This is a genomic window from Serratia sp. 1D1416 (assembly GCF_003641105.1).
In the GTDB taxonomy this organism is placed as follows: Bacteria; Pseudomonadota; Gammaproteobacteria; order Enterobacterales; family Enterobacteriaceae; genus Serratia; species Serratia ficaria.
Genome location: NZ_CP032738.1, coordinates 4,429,679 through 4,446,129 on the forward strand (window position 1 = coordinate 4,429,679; position 16,451 = coordinate 4,446,129).

The following is a 16,451-nucleotide window of genomic DNA, read 5'->3' on the forward strand; positions in this document are numbered from 1 at the left end:
GTCGGTTTAATCCGCGCTTAAAGCAGCGGCTTTTCCCCGCGCTGCCACCAGCGCAACAGCAGACGATCGACGCTCTCCGCCGCGCTGCCGGTGAAACGATCCATCAGGCGTTTGCGGCGCGCATAGCGCACGGCGATCACTTCATGGTTGTCCAGCTCGGCGATCAGCAGATCGTCGCTGGTGCCGATGGCGTCGACCAGCCCTTTCTCCTTGGCCTGGCTGCCGAACCAGTGCTCGCCGGTCGCCACGCTGTCGATATCCAGCGACGGGCGCTGCTGATGCACGAACTGCTTGAACAGTTCGTGGGTCTCGTTCAGGTCTTCGCGGAACTTCTCGCGCCCCTGCTCGGTGTTTTCGCCAAACAGCGTCAGCGTGCGCTTGAATTGCCCGGCGGTGTGCAGCTCCACGTCGATGTCGTTCTTTTTCAACAGGCGATGGAAGTTGGGGATCTGCGCCACCACGCCGATCGATCCGATGATGGCGAACGGCGCAGCCACGATGCGATCCGCCACGCAGGCCATCATGTAGCCGCCGCTGGCCGCCACCTTGTCCACCGCCACCGTCAGGCGAATGCCGCCCTTGCGCAGGCGCTCCAGCTGCGAAGCCGCCAGGCCGTAGCCGTGCACCACGCCGCCGGGGCTTTCCAGCCGCAGCAGCACTTCGTCCTGCGGGGTGGCCGCCGCCAGTACCGCCGAAATTTCTTCGCGCAACGAGGTCACCTCATGCGCGTCCATGCTGCCTTTAAAATCCAGCACGTACAGGCAGGGCTTGGTCACTTCGACCGCACCGGATTTGGCGCGTTGCTTTTTCAGTTTGCCGTCGGCTTTGGTCTGCTTCTTGAACTGCTTGCTCCAGATTTTTTGTTCGGCGTCACCTATGCGCGCCAGGCGCATCTCGCGCTGCATCTCGCGATACTGCTCGCCCAGATCGGTCAGCTGCAGCTCCCCTTTCTGCCGGTTCTTGCGTTGCCCCAGGCTGACCGCCAGCACGGCCAATGCAGCGATGGCGAGCACCACAGTGGCGACCTTGGCCAGGAACAGACCATAAACAGATATAAACTCCACAGATTCCGCCTTTATTTACAGGTTGTTAGTATGATCGGGTTCATTTTAGCCATCCGCAGCGGCTGCTGTCGCGGCTAAATAAAAATTCCTTGTTCCCTGTGAAGCACTATGGGGGCAATTTCGAGCTTAACCAAGCCGGCGCCATTCCACTTTTGTTACAAAAGAATGCCGATTCCGCCGCCTAATCATTGAAAATGCGATCCATTTAAGGCATATAACACGCATTATTCATCAACATGATGAGACAGATTCGCTGCAGGGCCAGTCATGCGGTCGAGCCTTAGCTCCCGCCGCGGCCCGGCAATTCACCCTTTCTCCCCGACGTAAGCGGGAGACCAGCCACCGAGGCGCGAGGAATTATTGTGCACTACCAACCTAAACAAGACCTGCTCGAACAACGCATTATTTTGGTTACCGGCGCCGGCGACGGCATCGGCCGTGAAGCGGCGCTGACCTACGCGCGCTTCGGCGCCCAACTGGTGCTGCTGGGCCGCACCGAGAGCAAACTGCAGGCGGTTCAGGCCGAAATTGCCGCACTGGGCGGCGCGCCGACCTCGGTCGTCACTCTGGATCTGCTGCACGCCACGCCGGAACGCTGCCAACAGATCGCGGACGATTTGGCGGCGAAAATCCCGCGGCTCGACGGCGTATTGCACAATGCCGGGCTGCTGGGGGATATCGCCCCGATGATTGAGCTGACGATGCCGATGTGGCAGGAGGTGATGCAGGTTAACGTCAACGCCACCTTTATGCTGACCCAGGCGCTGCTGCCGCTGCTGCTGAAATCCAACGCCGGTTCGCTGGTGTTCACCAGTTCCAGCGTGGGCCGCACCGGGCGCGCCACCTGGGGGGCTTACGCGGTGTCCAAGTTCGCCACCGAGGGCATGATGCAGGTGCTGGCGGACGAGTACAAAAGCCGCCATCTTCGGGTAAACTGCATCAATCCGGGCGGAACTCGCACCAAAATGCGCGCTTCCGCCTTCCCGCACGAAGACAAGAACAAGCTGAAAACGCCGGCCGATATCATGCCGCTGTACCTTTATCTGATGGGGGATGACAGCCGCCGTAAAACCGGCATGACCTTCGACGCGCAACCGAACCGCAAACCCGGCGCCGCCGAATAAAGGAGCCGTTTTATGGCTGAAGATCGTCACCAGCAGCGCCAGCAGCGGCTGAAAGAACAGGTGGACGCGCGCATCGCCGCCGCCCAGGAAACGCGCGGCCTGCTGCTGGTGTTTACCGGCAACGGCAAGGGCAAAACCACCGCCGCCTTCGGCACCGTGACGCGAGCCGTCGGCCACGGCATGCAGGCCGGCGTGATCCAGTTCATCAAGGGCGAGTGGCCCAACGGCGAAAAGAATTTGCTGCAGCAGCACGGCGTCGAATTTCAGGTGATGGCCACCGGCTTCACCTGGGAGACGCAGAACAAGGCCGCTGATACCGCCGCCTGTCAGGCGGTATGGCAGCACGGCAAACGCATGCTGGCCGACAGCAGCCTGGATCTGGTGCTGTTGGACGAACTGACCTATATGCTGACCTATGGTTATCTGGCGCTGGAAGAGGTGCTGGAGGCGCTGCGGCGGCGTCCCGAGCACCAGACGGTGATCGTTACCGGGCGCGGCTGCCATCGCGATGTGCTGGAGCTGGCGGATACGGTGACGGAGATGCGGCCGGTGAAACACGCGTTTGACGCGGGCATCAAGGCGCAACAGGGAATCGACTGGTAGCGGGAACCCACTCTGGCCCCGCACGGGGCCAGAGTGGCATGCTTAACTGCGCTTGCCTGGCTTGCCGGATTTGCCGCCCGGCGCGCTGCGGCGGCCGCCGTTGCCGGCGACCTGAGTATGCCGCTTGACCGCACGACGGATCTGGTTGGCCTTCACGCGGCGGCGTTCACGCTCCACCGGCATCTTGCTGACCGTTTCCGGCTTCAGCTCTACCAGCTCGCGCAGGTAGTTGATCGCCGGCAGATCCAGCTCGGCCCAACCGCCGCGCGGCAGGCCCTTCGGCAGATCGATATCGCCGTAGCGCACGCGGATCAGGCGGCTGACCTGCACGCCCACCGCTTCCCACAGGCGACGCACCTCACGGTTGCGGCCCTCGGTCAGGGTGACGTTATACCACTGGTTCAGCCCCTCGCCGCCCTGGAAACTGATGGTGCGGAAGGCGGCCGGGCCGTCTTCCAGCTGCACGCCCTTGCTCAGCTGCTTTACCTTGGCGTCGTCGATCTGGCCAAACACGCGCACGGCGTATTCACGTTCAACTTCGCGGCTCGGGTGCATCAGGCGGTTAGCCAGCTCACCGTCGGTGGTGAACAACAGCAGGCCGGAGGTGTTAACGTCCAGGCGCCCTACCGCCACCCAGCGGGAACCGCGCAGCTTGGGCAGGCGATCGAACACCGTTGGGCGGCCTTCTGGGTCGCTGCGGGTGCAGAGTTCGCCTTCCGGCTTGTAATAAGCCAGCACGCGGCAAACCGCCTCTTCGGATTCCTTGATCGACACCACGTGGCCATCCATACGAATTTTCATCGCAGGATTCACCTCGACGCGATCGCCCAGTTTGGCTATCTTGCCGTCGACGCTGACGCGGCCGGCTTCAATCATGGTTTCGATTTCACGACGCGAGCCATGGCCGGCGCGCGCTAAAACTTTCTGTAACTTCTCGCTCATTGAGCAACCTCTAGTGTCGCCTTCACAGACGTCAACGTATACTATACTTTCAATCAGTTACGGCCAGTAACGCCATAACCCTATAATCTTGCATACATTTTGGAACACAGCATGTCAAACAAGGTGTCACACACGATACAGCGTGGCCGGACATTCTACACAAATTTTAGAGTCAATGATTCTAAAAAGTTTGTTGGTTTATCGCTCAATACTTTCGATGATGAAGATTAGTCATATAACCATTTACCGGCCTTGGCAGACTCCGCGAACATACGCACGGTTAAAGGCTTTCTGTTTTTCTCTATGTCACTCTTTTTACATTTAAACCAGCGTTCCCAGCGAGATAAATTTTCCCACGGGTAATAATGAGTCATGTCGATGACGGATACGTCCACGCCAAACTTTTCAGCGTAATCCTCAATCGCATACGGAAACTCATCCCCCTCAGCATAATCCTGAAGTAGGGTATCAAGTTGGAGATGCTCAACCTTTCCTTTCCATGTTACGGGCGTGGATAGTTCATTGCGGAAAAACTCTAATACTTCTTCGGTCGTTACCATAATTTATCGTCTCCTCGCGCTATGCTGTTGTATCTGGTAACGGATTTGAATGAAATCTCTGTTACGTCTTTTGCGAGGATGATCCAACCAACAACAGGGACAGCACGACCTACAAATGTTCCCATTTTACGCGTTAGGATGACTCTCATCGTGGATAGTGGATACCCGCCTACAACAGACGGCAATTTCACATTACCGGGAAAGGTTTTTTTTCCGAACACTTTTCGAGCGCCGCGCGATGCATAGGAGGTATCTTCAATGTTCCCTCTAAACTTGCCCCGCGTCTTTGAAACGTTGAGACCCGACACAATCGCAACGATCGCGCCAAAATCATCAACTCCTAACTGTTCGGCTACCTGTTCACAGAACACCATGAAAAACATTTCACCTGCGCTCAGGTTTGGCCGTCCTGCGTAGAAGTAGGTCCCGTTTAACTGCTCTACAGTATCCATCCCTGAATCCTCATCACTTTAGAGAAGCTGATACTAATAGCTAATCCTCAACCAAGGCAACAGGCATTAATAATGCACTGTCGGCTGTAACACAAACCCACGGCCCCAAACTGGCTATGTTTTATATGACTGTTTTTATTTATAAATAAGATTATATATTGTGTTTTCCCGGGCGCGCGGCCGCCATTCCCTCAGGTCCCATAGGCGAAAAAGTCATCCACCGCCCCCAACACCGCCTCAGGCCGCTCGAGAATGCCGAGGTGGGTGCGGGCCTGCTCCAGCCGCACGACCGAAAAGAACCGATGTTCGGCGGCGAAGTCCTGCTGCCGGTGCAGATAATCTTCGTGGCGATCCAGCGAATAAACATGCCGACAGCGCGGCGCCGGCGAAAGCCCCGCCAGCCGTTGCAGGGGTGAACCGTATTGCCGATAGGCCCGCTCGATGGCCAGTGGCGAGGCTGTTGCATCTGCACGACCGCCTGAAAAAAGGTCGCTTCCGGCCGCGTCATGCTCCAGTAGAGAAACAACATGCCCTGCACCCGCTGCGGCATCGCTTCCGCCAGCGCCACCGACAGAGTGACAAAACGCTCCGGCGCCGACGTCCTGATAATCGAACGTGATATTGGCACAGTGAAACGCGGTCATATTTACCTCCGGTAAACGCAGTTCTCCGCCCCGTTCGAAGGGGGACGCGCCGAAGCAAATTGCCAGCGTTGTGCGGCGTTATCCAGGGGAGTTCGTGCTAAAGAGGAGAGAGCGCACCTTAAGAAAAAATGCGCACGAAATGGACCGGCCGTTAATGCCGCACGCAGGGATAGGCGGCGCTTAACGCCAGCATAATTACCGACGGGGCGGAATAATGCAGCTGCTCAGGATGCTCATTCAGATATTGCATCACCGCATCGGCGGCCATGCCGACGCTCATGCCGGCGTCCGGGCAGATATTGCGGTTGCCCTGCATGGAATAGGTATCGAATACCCCGGCCACGTAGCCCATAAACATGCCGCCATCGAGCGCTTCGGCCACGGTGGCTTCGCCATTTTTGTTTTTTACGTAGCCACCGGTCTCAGACAGCAAGGCGCTGCCGGAATAGAAACCTGCGCTGGCCGCAGAGGAAAATAATAAGGCCGCTAAAATAGAAACCCGTTTAATCATTGTAACGCATCCTGCTCATTATCAATTCTGGAAACTGTAGAATAGCGGCTTTCGCGGCAAATAACCTCGCGTCGGCCACTTTTCAGATAATGAGCAAGGCGGCAAGAGTTTACATCAGCGGAAAGGCGCCGGATCGCCCGCCCCTTCGCGCACCACTTCCGGCGCGGATTCGGTCAGGTCGACCACCGTGGTCGGCTGCTGGCCAAGGAAGCCGCCGTGGATCACCAGATCCACCTGTTTTCCCAGATGATCGCTGATTTCTTCCGGGTCGGATTCGGCAAAGTCGTTGCCCGGCAACATCAGCGTGGTGGACATCATCGGCTCATTCAGCACTTCCAGCAGCGCCAGCGCGATCGGGTTTGAAGGCACGCGCAAACCGATGGTTTTGCGCTTATCGTTCATCAGCCGACGCGGCACTTCCTTGGTGGCTTTCAGAATGAAGGTGTAGTTGCCCGGCGTGTTGTTCTTGATCAGTCGAAATGCGGTGTTGTCGACGTAGGCATAGGTCGACAGCTCGGACAGATCGCGACACATCAGCGTGAAGTTATGGCTGCCGTCCAACTGACGAATGCGGCAAATGCGCTCCATCGCCGCCTTCTCTTCCAGCTTGCAGCCCAGCGCGTAGCCGGAGTCGGTCGGATAAACGATCACGCCGCCCTTGCGCAGGACGTCCACCGCCTGATTGATCAGGCGCGGTTGGGGGTTGTCCGGATGAATATAAAAAAGCTGACTCATGACTTGCTCCTAAAATGATGCACGCAGGCGGCATCGCCCGCGTTAAATCAGATGGCCCCGGCCCGCGCCGGCTGCGGCCAGTCGCGCCATACCGGTTCAACGCCGCCCGGCAACCACAGCTTGCGGCCCAGCTCGATCCACGAACAGGGCTGGTGAAAATCGGATCCCTGCGACGCCAGCAGCCGATAGTCCTGGGCATATTTAGCCAGCTGCGAACGTTCATTCGGCGCCTGCTGGCACTGCGCCACTTCCATGGCGTCGCCGCCCTGTTCGGCAAAATACGCCAACAGGCGTTTCAGCCACTTGGCCGTCAGATCGTAGCGGCCCGGATGTGCCATCACCGCCTGCCCGCCAGATTGATGAATCACATCAATGGCTTGTTCTATTGTACACCAGTGTGGCGGAACGTAGCCGGTTTTGCCCTTGGCGAGATACTTCTTGAAGACCTGCGCCATATTGTCGGCCACCCCGGTCTCCACCAGATAACGGGCAAAATGGCCGCGGGTGACCGCCCCGCCGGCAGCCAGCCGCTGCGCGCCCTCATAGGCGTCGGGAATGCGCGCCTTCGCCAGCCGCAGGCCGATTTCCCCGGCCCGCAGGTTGCGGCGCTCGCTCTGCTCAGCCAGCAGCCGCACCATAGCCGGGTGAGCGCTATCGATGCCCAATCCGACGATATGAATTTCGTGATTTTCCCACAGCGTCGAGATTTCCACCCCGTTCACCAGCTGCAGCGGCAGCGCCAGCTCGGCGATGGCCGCGGCGGCGGCGGCCAACCCTGCGGTGGTGTCATGATCGGTGATCGCCAATACGCCGACGCGCATTTCCACCGCCCGCTGCACCAGCTGCGCCGGCGTCAGGTAGCCGTCGGAGGCGGTGGTATGGCTGTGGAGGTCGTACAGGGTAAACGCGGAGGGCTGTGGGCTGCTGTCTGTCAAAACAAATATCCGGCAATGGCTTGGCTTTCTATCATACCCGTTATCGGCGACCGGACGGAAATCTATTCTGCCCGCCCCAGGGTCAGGATGAACAGAATTCATCCTCAACGCTAAAAACATTGTGCGAAAAGAGGGTTGACTTTATTTCCTCGAACCAGTTAACTAGTACACAAGTTCACGACGGATACCCTGTCGGATGATAAACAAGAGAGCACGGAAATGAACAAGCAAACTTCTCTTCTTCGTTGGTGGCGTACCTCCCTTTCGCGGGCGGTGTAATCGCGCATACCTGTCATCCGACAATGCAGATTTCCTGAGCCCGCCCTGAAGCGGGCTTTTTTATGGACAGAATTCAAGCGGAACCAGCGATAATGAACCAGAAACCACAACTCAGGTTGTTAAAGGCGCAAGCCAGTTACCGGGGCGACCCCACCACCATTTTCCACCAGCTGTGCGGCGCGCGCCCGGCCACCCTGCTGCTGGAGTCGGCTGAAATCAACAGCAAGCAGAACCTGCAAAGCCTGCTGGTGATCGACAGCGCCCTGCGCATCACCGCGCTGGGCCGCATCGTCAACGTACAAGCGCTGACCGCCAACGGCGCCGCGCTGCTGCCGCTGCTGGACGAAGCGCTGCCGGGCGAAGTGCGCATCCAGGTTCGCCCCAACGGCCGCGAGCTGACCTTCCCGCCGATCGATGCGGTGCAGGATGAAGACGCCCGCCTGCGTTCGCTGTCGGTATTTGACGCGCTGCGCACCCTGCTGACGCTGGTCGACTCGCCGGCGGACGAGCGCGAAGCCGTGATGCTCGGCGGCCTGTTCGCCTATGACCTGGTGGCCGGCTTTGAAGACTTGCCGGCGCTGCGCCAGGACCAGCGCTGCCCCGACTTCTGCTTTTACCTGGCGGAAACGCTGCTGGTGCTGGACCACCAGCGCGGCTTCGCCCGTTTGCAGGCCAGCGTATTCACCGCCGACCCGGCCGAGGAACAACGTTTGCAGCAGCGTCTGGAGCAGCTGCAGCTGCAGCTGAAGCAAACCCCGCAGCCGATCCCGCATCAGACACTGGAAAGCATGCAGCTGAGCTGCAACCAGAGCGACGAAGAATACGGCGCGGTGGTCAGCGAACTGCAGCAGGCGATCCGCCAGGGCGAGATCTTCCAGGTGGTGCCGTCGCGCCGCTTCTCCCTGCCTTGCCCGGCGCCGCTGGCGGCGTATCAAACGCTGAAGGACAACAACCCGAGCCCGTACATGTTCTTCATGCAGGACGACGAATTCACCCTGTTCGGCGCCTCGCCGGAGAGCGCGCTGAAGTACGACGCCGGCAACCGCCAAATTGAAATCTACCCGATCGCCGGCACTCGCCCGCGCGGACGCAACAAGGAGGGGGCGCTGGATCTGGATCTCGACAGCCGCATCGAATTGGAAATGCGCACCGATCATAAAGAGCTGGCCGAGCACCTGATGCTGGTCGACCTGGCGCGCAACGATCTGGCGCGCATCTGCCAGGCCGGCAGCCGCTACGTGGCGGATCTGACCAAGGTGGATCGCTACTCGTTCGTCATGCACCTGGTGTCGCGCGTGGTCGGCACCCTGCGCGCCGATCTCGACGTGCTGCACGCCTATCAGGCCTGCATGAACATGGGTACCCTGAGCGGCGCGCCGAAAGTGCGCGCGATGCAACTGATCGCCGCCTCCGAAGGCTCCCGCCGCGGCAGCTACGGCGGCGCGGTGGGATATTTCACCGCCACCGGCGATCTGGATACCTGTATTGTCATCCGCTCCGCGTACGTTGAAGACGGCATTGCCACCGTGCAGGCCGGCGCCGGCGTGGTGCTGGACTCTGTTCCCCAGGCGGAAGCCGATGAAACCCGTAATAAAGCACGTGCCGTGCTGCGCGCTATCGCTACCGCGCATCAGGCCAGGGAGGTGTTCTGATGGCCGATATCTTACTGCTCGACAACGTCGATTCCTTTACCTACAACCTGGTCGATCAGCTGCGCGCCAGCGGCCATCAGGTGGTGATTTACCGCAACCAGATCGCCGCCGATCTGATTATCGAACGCCTGCAGCAGATGGCGCAACCGGTGCTGATGCTGTCGCCGGGACCGGGTACCCCCGCCGAGGCCGGCTGCATGCCGGAACTGCTGCAGCGCCTGCGCGGCCAGCTGCCGATTATCGGCATCTGCCTCGGCCATCAGGCGATTGTCGAAGCCTACGGCGGCCACGTCGGCCAGGCCGGCGAGATCCTGCACGGCAAAGCGTCGGCGATTGCTCACGACGGCGAAGGCATGTTCGCCGGCATGGCCAACCCGCTGCCGGTGGCGCGTTATCACTCGCTGGTCGGCAGCAATATCCCGGCCGAACTCACCGTCAACGCCCGCTTTGGCGAGATGGTGATGGCGGTGCGCGATGACCGGCATCGCGTATGCGGTTTCCAGTTCCACCCGGAATCCATCCTGACCACCCAAGGCGCGCGCCTGCTTGAGCAGACGTTGGCCTGGGCGCTGGCGAAGTAATAAGGAAAACGACGATGCAACCTATTCTTGAAAAGCTGTACCGCGCCGAGTCGATGAGCCAGCAGGAAAGCCAGCAGTTATTCAGCGCCATCGTGCGCGGCGAACTGGAGCCGAGCCAGCTGGCGGCGGCGTTGATCAGCATGAAAGTGCGCGGCGAACGCCCGGAAGAGATCGCCGGCGCCGCCATGGCGTTGCTGGACGACGCCCAGCCGTTCCCGCGCCCTGACTATCCGTTCGCCGATATCGTCGGCACCGGCGGCGACGGCACCAACAGCATCAACATCTCGACCGCCAGCGCCTTCGTCGCGGCGGCCTGCGGCGCGAAAATCGCCAAGCACGGCAACCGCAGCGTCTCCAGCCGTTCCGGATCGTCCGATCTGCTGGCGGCGTTCGGCATCCGTCTGGATTTGCCGGCGGAAGAAGCGCGCAAGGCGCTGGACGATCTCGGCGTTTGCTTCCTGTTCGCGCCGCAGTATCACACCGGCTTCCGCCATGCGATGCCGGTGCGCCAACAGTTGAAGACCCGCACGCTGTTCAACGTGCTGGGGCCGTTGATCAACCCGGCGCGCCCGCCGCTGGCGCTGATCGGCGTGTACAGCCCGGAGCTGGTGCTGCCGATCGCCGAAACCCTGCGGGTGCTGGGTTACCAGCGCGCGGCGGTGGTGCACGGCGGCGGGATGGATGAGGTGGCGATCCACGCCGCCACCCACGTGGCCGAGCTGAACAACGGCGAAATCACCAGTTACCAGCTGACGCCGCAATCCTTCGGGCTGGAAACCTACCCGCTGGCGGCGCTGCTGGGCGGCACGCCGGAAGAAAATCGTGACATTCTGGCACGGTTGTTACAAGGTAAAGGCGAACCGGCGCACGCCGCAGCGGTCGCCGCTAACGTGGCGTTACTGCTGAAGTTATTCGGGCATGAAGACCTGCGCCACAATGCGCGGCAGGCCCTGGACATGATTAACAGCGGGCAGGCTTACGAGCGTGTTATCGCACTGGCGGCAAGAGGATAAATGATGCAGGAAACCGTGCTCAACAAGATTGTTCGTGACAAGGCGCAATGGGTCGCAGCACGACAGCAACAACAGCCACTGGCCAGCTTTCAGAACGACATCGTCCCGAGCGAGCGCAGCTTCTATCACGCGCTGCAGGGCACCAGAACGGCGTTTATTCTTGAATGCAAAAAGGCCTCGCCCTCCAAGGGGCTGATCCGCGAAAACTTCGACCCGGTGGAGATCGCCTCGGTCTATAAGGATTTCGCTTCGGCCATCTCGGTGCTGACCGATGAGAAATACTTCCAGGGCAGCTTCGACTTCCTGCCGCTGGTCAGCAAAACCGTGACCCAGCCGGTGTTGTGCAAAGACTTTATTATCGATCCGTATCAGATCTATCTGGCGCGCTTCTATCAGGCCGACGCCATCCTGCTGATGCTGTCGGTGCTGAACGACGATCAATATCGTCAGCTGGCGGCGGTGGCGCACAGCCTCGGCATGGGCGTGCTGACCGAAGTGATCAGCGAAGAAGAGCTGCAGCGGGCCATCGTCCTGGAGGCGCGGGTGGTGGGCATCAATAACCGCGACCTGCGCGACCTGAGCATCGATCTGGGCCGCACCCGCCAGCTGGCGCCGCGCGTGCCGCACGGCGTGACGGTGATCAGCGAGTCCGGCATCAACAACTACGGCCAAATTCGCGAGCTGAGCCATTACGCCAACGGCTTCCTGATCGGCAGTGCGCTGATGTCGGAAAGCGACCTGCGCGCCGCGGTGCGCCGGGTGATCCTCGGCGACAACAAGGTCTGCGGCCTGACCCGCCCGCAGGACGCCGCCGCCGCTTATCAGGCCGGCGCCCTCTACGGCGGGCTGATCTTCGTCGGCCGCTCACCGCGCTATGTCGACATCAACCGCGCCCGCGAGGTGATTTCCGGCGCGCCGCTGAAATATGTCGGCGTGTTCTGCGACGCGCAGGTCGACACCCTGGTGAAAACCGTCGAACGCCTCGGTCTGCAGGCGGTGCAGCTGCACGGCGCGGAAGATCAGGCCTATATCACCGCCCTGCGCGCCCAATTGCCGGCCCGCTGCCAAATCTGGAAAGCGCTGAGCGTGAAGGACCGGCTGCCGGCGCGCGATCTGCAACACGTCGATCGCTTCCTGCTGGACAACGGCGCCGGCGGCACCGGCCAACGTTTCGACTGGTCGTTATTGCAGGGCGAAGATCTGGGCAACGTGATGCTGGCCGGCGGCCTGGGCGCAGACAACTGCGTCGAAGCGGCCAAGCTCGGCTGCGCCGGCCTGGACTTTAATTCCGGCGTGGAGAGCCAGCCCGGCATCAAAGACGCCGCCCGTCTGGCCGCGGTGTTCCAAACCCTGCGCGCCTACTGAATGCGACTCTATACCCTAAATAATGGGTATACATTAATGGATAACAACGGGAACTATAATGACGCTGCTTAACCCCTACTTCGGCGAATTCGGTGGTCAATACGTGCCGCAGATTCTGATGCCGGCCTTGAAACAGCTGGAAGAAGCCTTCGTCAGCGCCCAGCGCGACCCAGAATTTCAGGCTGAATTTATCGACCTGCTGAAAAACTACGCGGGCCGACCGACGGCGCTGACGCTGTGCAAAAACCTCACCGCCGGCACCAAAACCAAGCTTTATCTGAAGCGCGAAGATCTGCTGCACGGCGGCGCGCACAAAACCAACCAGGTATTGGGCCAGGCGCTGTTGGCCAAGCGCATGGGCAAAACCGAAATTATCGCGGAAACCGGCGCCGGCCAGCATGGCGTGGCCTCGGCGCTGGCCTGCGCCCTGCTCGGCCTGAAATGCCGCATCTATATGGGCGCCAAAGATATCGAGCGCCAGTCGCCGAACGTGTTCCGCATGCGGCTGATGGGCGCCGAAGTGATCCCGGTGCACAGCGGTTCCTCCACCCTGAAAGACGCCTGCAACGAGGCGCTGCGCGACTGGTCCGGCAGCTATGAAAAATCGCATTATATGCTCGGCACCGCCGCCGGCCCGCACCCGTACCCGACCATCGTGCGCGAATTCCAGCGCATGATCGGCGAAGAGACCAAGGCGCAGATGCTGGAGCGCGAAGGCCGCCTGCCGGATGCGGTGCTGGCGTGCGTCGGCGGCGGTTCCAACGCCATCGGCATGTTCGCCGACTTTATCGATGACGCCGGCGTCGGCCTGATCGGCGTTGAGCCGGCGGGGCTGGGTATCGAAACCGGCCAACACGGCGCACCGCTGAAGCATGGCCACGTCGGCATCTATTTCGGCATGAAAGCGCCGATGATGCAGACCTCCGAAGGCCAGATCGAAGAATCCTATTCGATTTCCGCCGGGCTGGACTTCCCGTCGGTGGGGCCGCAGCACGCTTACCTGAACAGCATCGGCCGCGCGGAATACGTGTCGATCACCGATGACGAGGCGCTGGACGCCTTCAAGGCGCTGTCGCGCAGCGAAGGCATCATCCCGGCGCTGGAATCCTCCCATGCCCTGGCACACGCGCTGAAAATGATCCGTGAAACGCCGCAGAAAGAGCAGATCCTGGTAGTCAACCTGTCCGGCCGCGGCGACAAAGACATATTTACCGTTCACGACATTCTGAAAGCACGGGGAGAAATCTGATGGAACGTTATCAGCAACTGTTCAAACGCCTGGAAAACGACAAGGAAGGCGCATTCGTCCCGTTCGTGACGCTGGGCGATCCCAACCCGGCGCTGTCGCTGCAGATTATCGATACCCTGGTCGAGTCCGGCGCGGACGCGCTGGAGCTGGGCATCCCCTTCTCCGATCCGCTGGCCGACGGCCCGACCATTCAGAGCGCGGCGCTGCGCGCCTTCGCTTCCGGCGTGACGCCGACCCAGTGTTTCGAGATGCTGGCGACGATCCGCCAAAAGCATCCGGCCATCCCGATCGGCCTGCTGATGTACGCCAACCTGGTGTTCCATAAAGGCATAGACGCGTTTTACCAACGCTGTGCCGAAGTGGGCGTGGACTCGGTGTTGATTGCCGACGTGCCGTTTGAAGAGTCCGCCCCGTTCCGCGCGGCGGCGGCGCGTCACGGCATTGCGCCGATCTTTATCTGTCCGCCGAACGCCGACGACGATCTGCTGCGCGAAATCTCCTCGCACGGCCGCGGCTATACCTACCTGCTGTCGCGCGCCGGCGTTACCGGCACCGAAAGCCGCGCCCAGCTGCCGCTGCATCACCTGGTGAACCGGCTGCGCGAATACCGCGCCGCGCCGCCGCTGCAGGGCTTTGGCATCTCCGAACCGGGCCAGGTGCGGGATGCGCTGCAGGCCGGCGCCGCCGGTGCGATTTCCGGTTCGGCGATCGTCAAAATTATCGAACAGAACCAGGCCGATCCGGGCGAGATGCTGGCCAGGCTGGCGAGCTTTGTCCGCGACATGAAGGCCGCCACCCGTTCCTGACCGCCGCAGCGGGCGCAGCCGATGGCGCCCGCTGATAACATCTTGTTTGCGCTCAAGGTTATGGCGTTTTTTTACACCTGAAATTTGAACAAATTCGCTTGTTGCATCACAATTGGCTTGGTTATCCAGGCATTTCTTTGTGTTGGGGAATGCGCTATCTTTTCAGGTGAAAACCGAATGTAGTTTCGACAATAACATTGCATGGAGAGTAATTTATGAAGCTATTTAAAACCCTTTCGGTCTGGTGCATGGCAGCCGTGGTGGCTTTCGCGGTGAGCGCCTGCGCGCCGACGGCGAAATCCGAAGGGACTGGCGGTTATATTGACGACACGGTGATTACCACCAAGGTAAAATCGGCGCTGCTGGCGGACAAAAACATCAAGTCGAGAGAGATCAGCGTGGAGACCTTTAAAGGGCGCGTTCAGCTGAGCGGCTTTGTCACCTCCAGCGAAGACGCCAACCGCGCGGTGCAAACCACCCGTGGCGTAGCGGGCGTGAAATCCGTCGAGAACGTCATGCAGTTGAAATAACCTTTGCAGGGAGGCGCGACGCCTCCCTGAGCCCGGCCCATCAGAAGCGATAACCCGCCCCGAACATAAACACCCACGGATCCAGACGCGTATCTATGCTGTGGTGCCCACCCGCCGCATCGTCGAAGCGGGTTTTGGTTTCGATATTCATCCACCATACCGACATGTTCAGCATCCAGTGCTCGTCCAGGTTGTAATCCATACCGGCCTGCGCCGCCACGCCCCAGGAATCTTTCAGGCTCAGATTGCTCAGCCCCGCCTCTTTGCCGTAGTCGTTGAACTTCTCGTCGAAGAAGGTGGTGTAGTTCACCCCCACGCCGAGGTAAGGACGCAGCTTGTCCTGCTTGTCGCCAAAGTAATATTGCGCCATCAGCGTCGGCGGCAGCTGGTGCACGGTGGCCAGATCGGTGCCGCCCAGCGTGACCTTATGGCGGTATGGCGTCGCCGCCAGCAGCTCAACGCCGATATTGTCCGTGACCATATAGCCGAAGGTCAGCCCGAGTTGGGTGTTGTTTTTGGCATCCAGCGAGCCCAGCCCCAGCACGTTGTCCGACCCCGCGTTCGGCCGCACCGTCGCGGTCCCGGCGCGGAACAGGAAATCCCCCGCCTGATGCGCACTTGCCAACATAGGGGCCGTCATCGCCGCCAATACCACCAGAGTTGTCTTTTTCATTATCCATTCCATTTGTGTGGTTTAAACTCTCGGGGAATATACCTACTTACGGGTATTCATGATCCCATAGGGATCACATCTTATGTGTAAAAATTCAAAATCCCACTAAAAACAAGGTTACCTAACCGCTTAATAAATAGAGAATTGATCTGAATCAAAAAATCAAATTTGTTGCAAATTATCTGCATGTTCAAATTTCGGTTGCTAAAAAAATTACCGCTGAGTAATTTCATCTTCCGTGTTGGTTTTGGTTGGTGCCGTAAGGAGTCGGTCGGCAATCAAGATGAGCGAAATTCTCAATCCCTGTGTCAGCTGCGGCGCATGCTGCGGTTATTTTCGAGTGTCATTCTATTGGGCCGAAGCGGAAGATGGCGGCGGCGCGGTGCCTTTATCCCTGACCGAACCCTTAACCCCTTTCCTGCGCTGCATGCAGGGGACCAACAGCAAGGCCCCGCGCTGTACGGCACTGGATGGCGAAATCGGCAAGGCGGTGTCCTGTTCCATTTATCTCAACCGCCCCAGCCCCTGTCGCGAGTTCGATCAGTCGGGCGAAAACGGGCTGCGCAACGAAGCCTGCGATCGCGCCCGTGAACGCTACGGCCTGCCGCCATTGCCGGTTCCGCTGCCCTTGTCGCTGCCGGAAACGACAATCGTCGAAGAATTAGACGTAGTGCAACTCGCGGGGTGCCACAGCGGCGCGGAACAGGGTACAATCGCCCACTGATTTATCTCT

The 16,451-nt window shown here is 60.0% G+C and carries 17 protein-coding genes, 1 pseudogene and 1 other annotated feature; of the genes and pseudogenes, 9 read left to right on the plus strand and 9 right to left on the minus strand.

The window, feature by feature from the left end:
• Nucleotides 1–17 precede the first annotated feature (17 nt).
• On the minus strand, nucleotides 18–1,064 hold the full coding sequence (sohB, locus tag D7I37_RS21360) for a protease SohB (protein ID WP_129544314.1): 1,047 nt from the start codon (nucleotides 1,062–1,064) through the stop codon (nucleotides 18–20).
• 362 nt (nucleotides 1,065–1,426) lie between these two features.
• On the opposite strand from sohB, the gene D7I37_RS21365 reads away from it, so the two are divergent.
• Both D7I37_RS21365 and cobO read left to right on the plus strand, forming a co-directional pair.
• On the plus strand, nucleotides 1,427–2,188 hold the full coding sequence (locus D7I37_RS21365; protein WP_129544315.1) for a YciK family oxidoreductase: 762 nt from the start codon (nucleotides 1,427–1,429) through the stop codon (nucleotides 2,186–2,188).
• Between the two features lie 12 nt (nucleotides 2,189–2,200).
• Nucleotides 2,201–2,791 (plus strand): cob(I)yrinic acid a,c-diamide adenosyltransferase, encoded by a 591-nt coding sequence (gene cobO, locus D7I37_RS21370; protein ID WP_061795096.1) that lies wholly within the window; start codon nucleotides 2,201–2,203, stop codon nucleotides 2,789–2,791.
• 42 nt (nucleotides 2,792–2,833) lie between these two features.
• Here the strand turns inward: cobO and rluB are convergent, their stop codons facing one another.
• The 7 genes from rluB to D7I37_RS21405 all read right to left on the minus strand — a co-directional run bounded on the left by rluB (nucleotide 2,834) and on the right by D7I37_RS21405 (nucleotide 7,570).
• A complete protein-coding gene (gene rluB / locus D7I37_RS21375) occupies nucleotides 2,834–3,733 on the minus strand; it encodes a 23S rRNA pseudouridine(2605) synthase RluB (RefSeq protein WP_061795095.1) in 900 nt (299 codons plus the stop codon).
• Nucleotides 3,734–3,960: 227 nt separating this feature from the next.
• Nucleotides 3,961–4,293, minus strand: a complete 333-nt coding sequence (locus tag D7I37_RS21380; protein WP_095097784.1) for a DUF1493 family protein — start codon at nucleotides 4,291–4,293, stop codon at nucleotides 3,961–3,963.
• On the minus strand, nucleotides 4,287–4,745 hold the full coding sequence (locus D7I37_RS21385; protein ID WP_129544316.1) for an STM2901 family protein: 459 nt from the start codon (nucleotides 4,743–4,745) through the stop codon (nucleotides 4,287–4,289). The genes D7I37_RS21380 and D7I37_RS21385 overlap by 7 nt, the downstream gene beginning before the upstream one ends.
• 191 nt (nucleotides 4,746–4,936) lie before the next feature.
• On the minus strand, nucleotides 4,937–5,389 hold the full coding sequence (locus D7I37_RS21390; RefSeq protein ID WP_242502722.1) for a hypothetical protein: 453 nt from the start codon (nucleotides 5,387–5,389) through the stop codon (nucleotides 4,937–4,939).
• Nucleotides 5,390–5,540: 151 nt separating this feature from the next.
• Nucleotides 5,541–5,900 (minus strand): Rap1a/Tai family immunity protein, encoded by a 360-nt coding sequence (locus tag D7I37_RS21395; protein ID WP_061795094.1) that lies wholly within the window; start codon nucleotides 5,898–5,900, stop codon nucleotides 5,541–5,543.
• A gap of 114 nt (nucleotides 5,901–6,014) precedes the next feature.
• Entirely contained in the window at nucleotides 6,015–6,635 is a 621-nt protein-coding gene (locus D7I37_RS21400) for an L-threonylcarbamoyladenylate synthase (RefSeq protein ID WP_129544317.1), read from the minus strand.
• A 47-nt stretch (nucleotides 6,636–6,682) separates the two neighbouring features.
• A complete protein-coding gene (locus D7I37_RS21405) occupies nucleotides 6,683–7,570 on the minus strand; it encodes a PHP domain-containing protein (protein WP_061795092.1) in 888 nt (295 codons plus the stop codon).
• A gap of 240 nt (nucleotides 7,571–7,810) precedes the next feature.
• Nucleotides 7,811–7,913: a sequence feature (Trp leader region), on the plus strand.
• A 28-nt stretch (nucleotides 7,914–7,941) separates the two neighbouring features.
• Here D7I37_RS21405 and D7I37_RS21410 point away from each other — a divergent pair.
• The 6 genes and pseudogenes from D7I37_RS21410 (at nucleotide 7,942) to D7I37_RS21440 (ending at nucleotide 15,045) form a co-directional block, all read left to right on the plus strand.
• Nucleotides 7,942–9,501, plus strand: coding sequence for an anthranilate synthase component 1 (locus D7I37_RS21410; protein ID WP_371415235.1), 1,560 nt, complete (start codon nucleotides 7,942–7,944; stop codon nucleotides 9,499–9,501).
• Nucleotides 9,501–11,095 (plus strand): annotated as a pseudogene (gene trpD / locus D7I37_RS27460) (bifunctional anthranilate synthase glutamate amidotransferase component TrpG/anthranilate phosphoribosyltransferase TrpD). The gene D7I37_RS21410 and the pseudogene trpD overlap by 1 nt, the downstream one beginning before the upstream one ends.
• A 3-nt stretch (nucleotides 11,096–11,098) precedes the next feature.
• Nucleotides 11,099–12,460: a bifunctional indole-3-glycerol-phosphate synthase TrpC/phosphoribosylanthranilate isomerase TrpF gene (gene trpCF, locus D7I37_RS21425; RefSeq protein WP_207205573.1), complete on the plus strand. Its 1,362-nt coding sequence runs from the start codon at nucleotides 11,099–11,101 to the stop codon at nucleotides 12,458–12,460.
• A gap of 58 nt (nucleotides 12,461–12,518) precedes the next feature.
• A complete protein-coding gene (gene trpB, locus D7I37_RS21430; RefSeq protein ID WP_061795088.1) occupies nucleotides 12,519–13,709 on the plus strand; it encodes a tryptophan synthase subunit beta in 1,191 nt (396 codons plus the stop codon).
• Complete coding sequence (gene trpA / locus D7I37_RS21435) at nucleotides 13,709–14,515, plus strand: tryptophan synthase subunit alpha (protein WP_061795087.1); 807 nt, start codon at nucleotides 13,709–13,711, stop codon at nucleotides 14,513–14,515. Before trpB ends, trpA begins: the two co-directional genes overlap by 1 nt.
• Nucleotides 14,516–14,730: 215 nt before the next feature.
• Nucleotides 14,731–15,045, plus strand: coding sequence for a BON domain-containing protein (locus tag D7I37_RS21440; RefSeq protein WP_061795086.1), 315 nt, complete (start codon nucleotides 14,731–14,733; stop codon nucleotides 15,043–15,045).
• Between the two features lie 40 nt (nucleotides 15,046–15,085).
• Here the strand turns inward: D7I37_RS21440 and ompW are convergent, their stop codons facing one another.
• On the minus strand, nucleotides 15,086–15,718 hold the full coding sequence (ompW, locus tag D7I37_RS21445; RefSeq protein ID WP_129544319.1) for an outer membrane protein OmpW: 633 nt from the start codon (nucleotides 15,716–15,718) through the stop codon (nucleotides 15,086–15,088).
• 283 nt (nucleotides 15,719–16,001) lie between these two features.
• Between ompW and D7I37_RS21450 the strand changes: the two genes are divergently transcribed.
• Entirely contained in the window at nucleotides 16,002–16,442 is a 441-nt protein-coding gene (locus tag D7I37_RS21450; protein WP_095097798.1) for a YkgJ family cysteine cluster protein, read from the plus strand.
• Nucleotides 16,443–16,451 lie beyond the last annotated feature (9 nt).

Excerpts from the sequence above, each read along its gene's own strand:
- D7I37_RS21385 (WP_129544316.1), bottom strand. The coding sequence starts at position 4,745 with ATGGATACTGTAGAGCAGTTAAACGGGACCTACTTCTACGCAGGACGG.
- cobO (WP_061795096.1), top strand. The coding sequence starts at position 2,201 with ATGGCTGAAGATCGTCACCAGCAGCGCCAGCAGCGGCTGAAAGAACAG.
- trpB (WP_061795088.1), top strand. The coding sequence starts at position 12,519 with ATGACGCTGCTTAACCCCTACTTCGGCGAATTCGGTGGTCAATACGTG.
- D7I37_RS21410 (WP_371415235.1), top strand. The coding sequence starts at position 7,942 with ATGAACCAGAAACCACAACTCAGGTTGTTAAAGGCGCAAGCCAGTTAC.
- trpCF (WP_207205573.1), top strand. The coding sequence starts at position 11,099 with ATGCAGGAAACCGTGCTCAACAAGATTGTTCGTGACAAGGCGCAATGG.
- D7I37_RS21400 (WP_129544317.1), bottom strand. The coding sequence starts at position 6,635 with ATGAGTCAGCTTTTTTATATTCATCCGGACAACCCCCAACCGCGCCTG.
- D7I37_RS21390 (WP_242502722.1), bottom strand. The coding sequence starts at position 5,389 with ATGACCGCGTTTCACTGTGCCAATATCACGTTCGATTATCAGGACGTC.
- D7I37_RS21395 (WP_061795094.1), bottom strand. The coding sequence starts at position 5,900 with ATGATTAAACGGGTTTCTATTTTAGCGGCCTTATTATTTTCCTCTGCG.
- D7I37_RS21440 (WP_061795086.1), top strand. The coding sequence starts at position 14,731 with ATGAAGCTATTTAAAACCCTTTCGGTCTGGTGCATGGCAGCCGTGGTG.
- D7I37_RS21450 (WP_095097798.1), top strand. The coding sequence starts at position 16,002 with ATGAGCGAAATTCTCAATCCCTGTGTCAGCTGCGGCGCATGCTGCGGT.
- D7I37_RS21380 (WP_095097784.1), bottom strand. The coding sequence starts at position 4,293 with ATGGTAACGACCGAAGAAGTATTAGAGTTTTTCCGCAATGAACTATCC.
- trpA (WP_061795087.1), top strand. The coding sequence starts at position 13,709 with ATGGAACGTTATCAGCAACTGTTCAAACGCCTGGAAAACGACAAGGAA.
- rluB (WP_061795095.1), bottom strand. The coding sequence starts at position 3,733 with ATGAGCGAGAAGTTACAGAAAGTTTTAGCGCGCGCCGGCCATGGCTCG.
- ompW (WP_129544319.1), bottom strand. The coding sequence starts at position 15,718 with ATGAAAAAGACAACTCTGGTGGTATTGGCGGCGATGACGGCCCCTATG.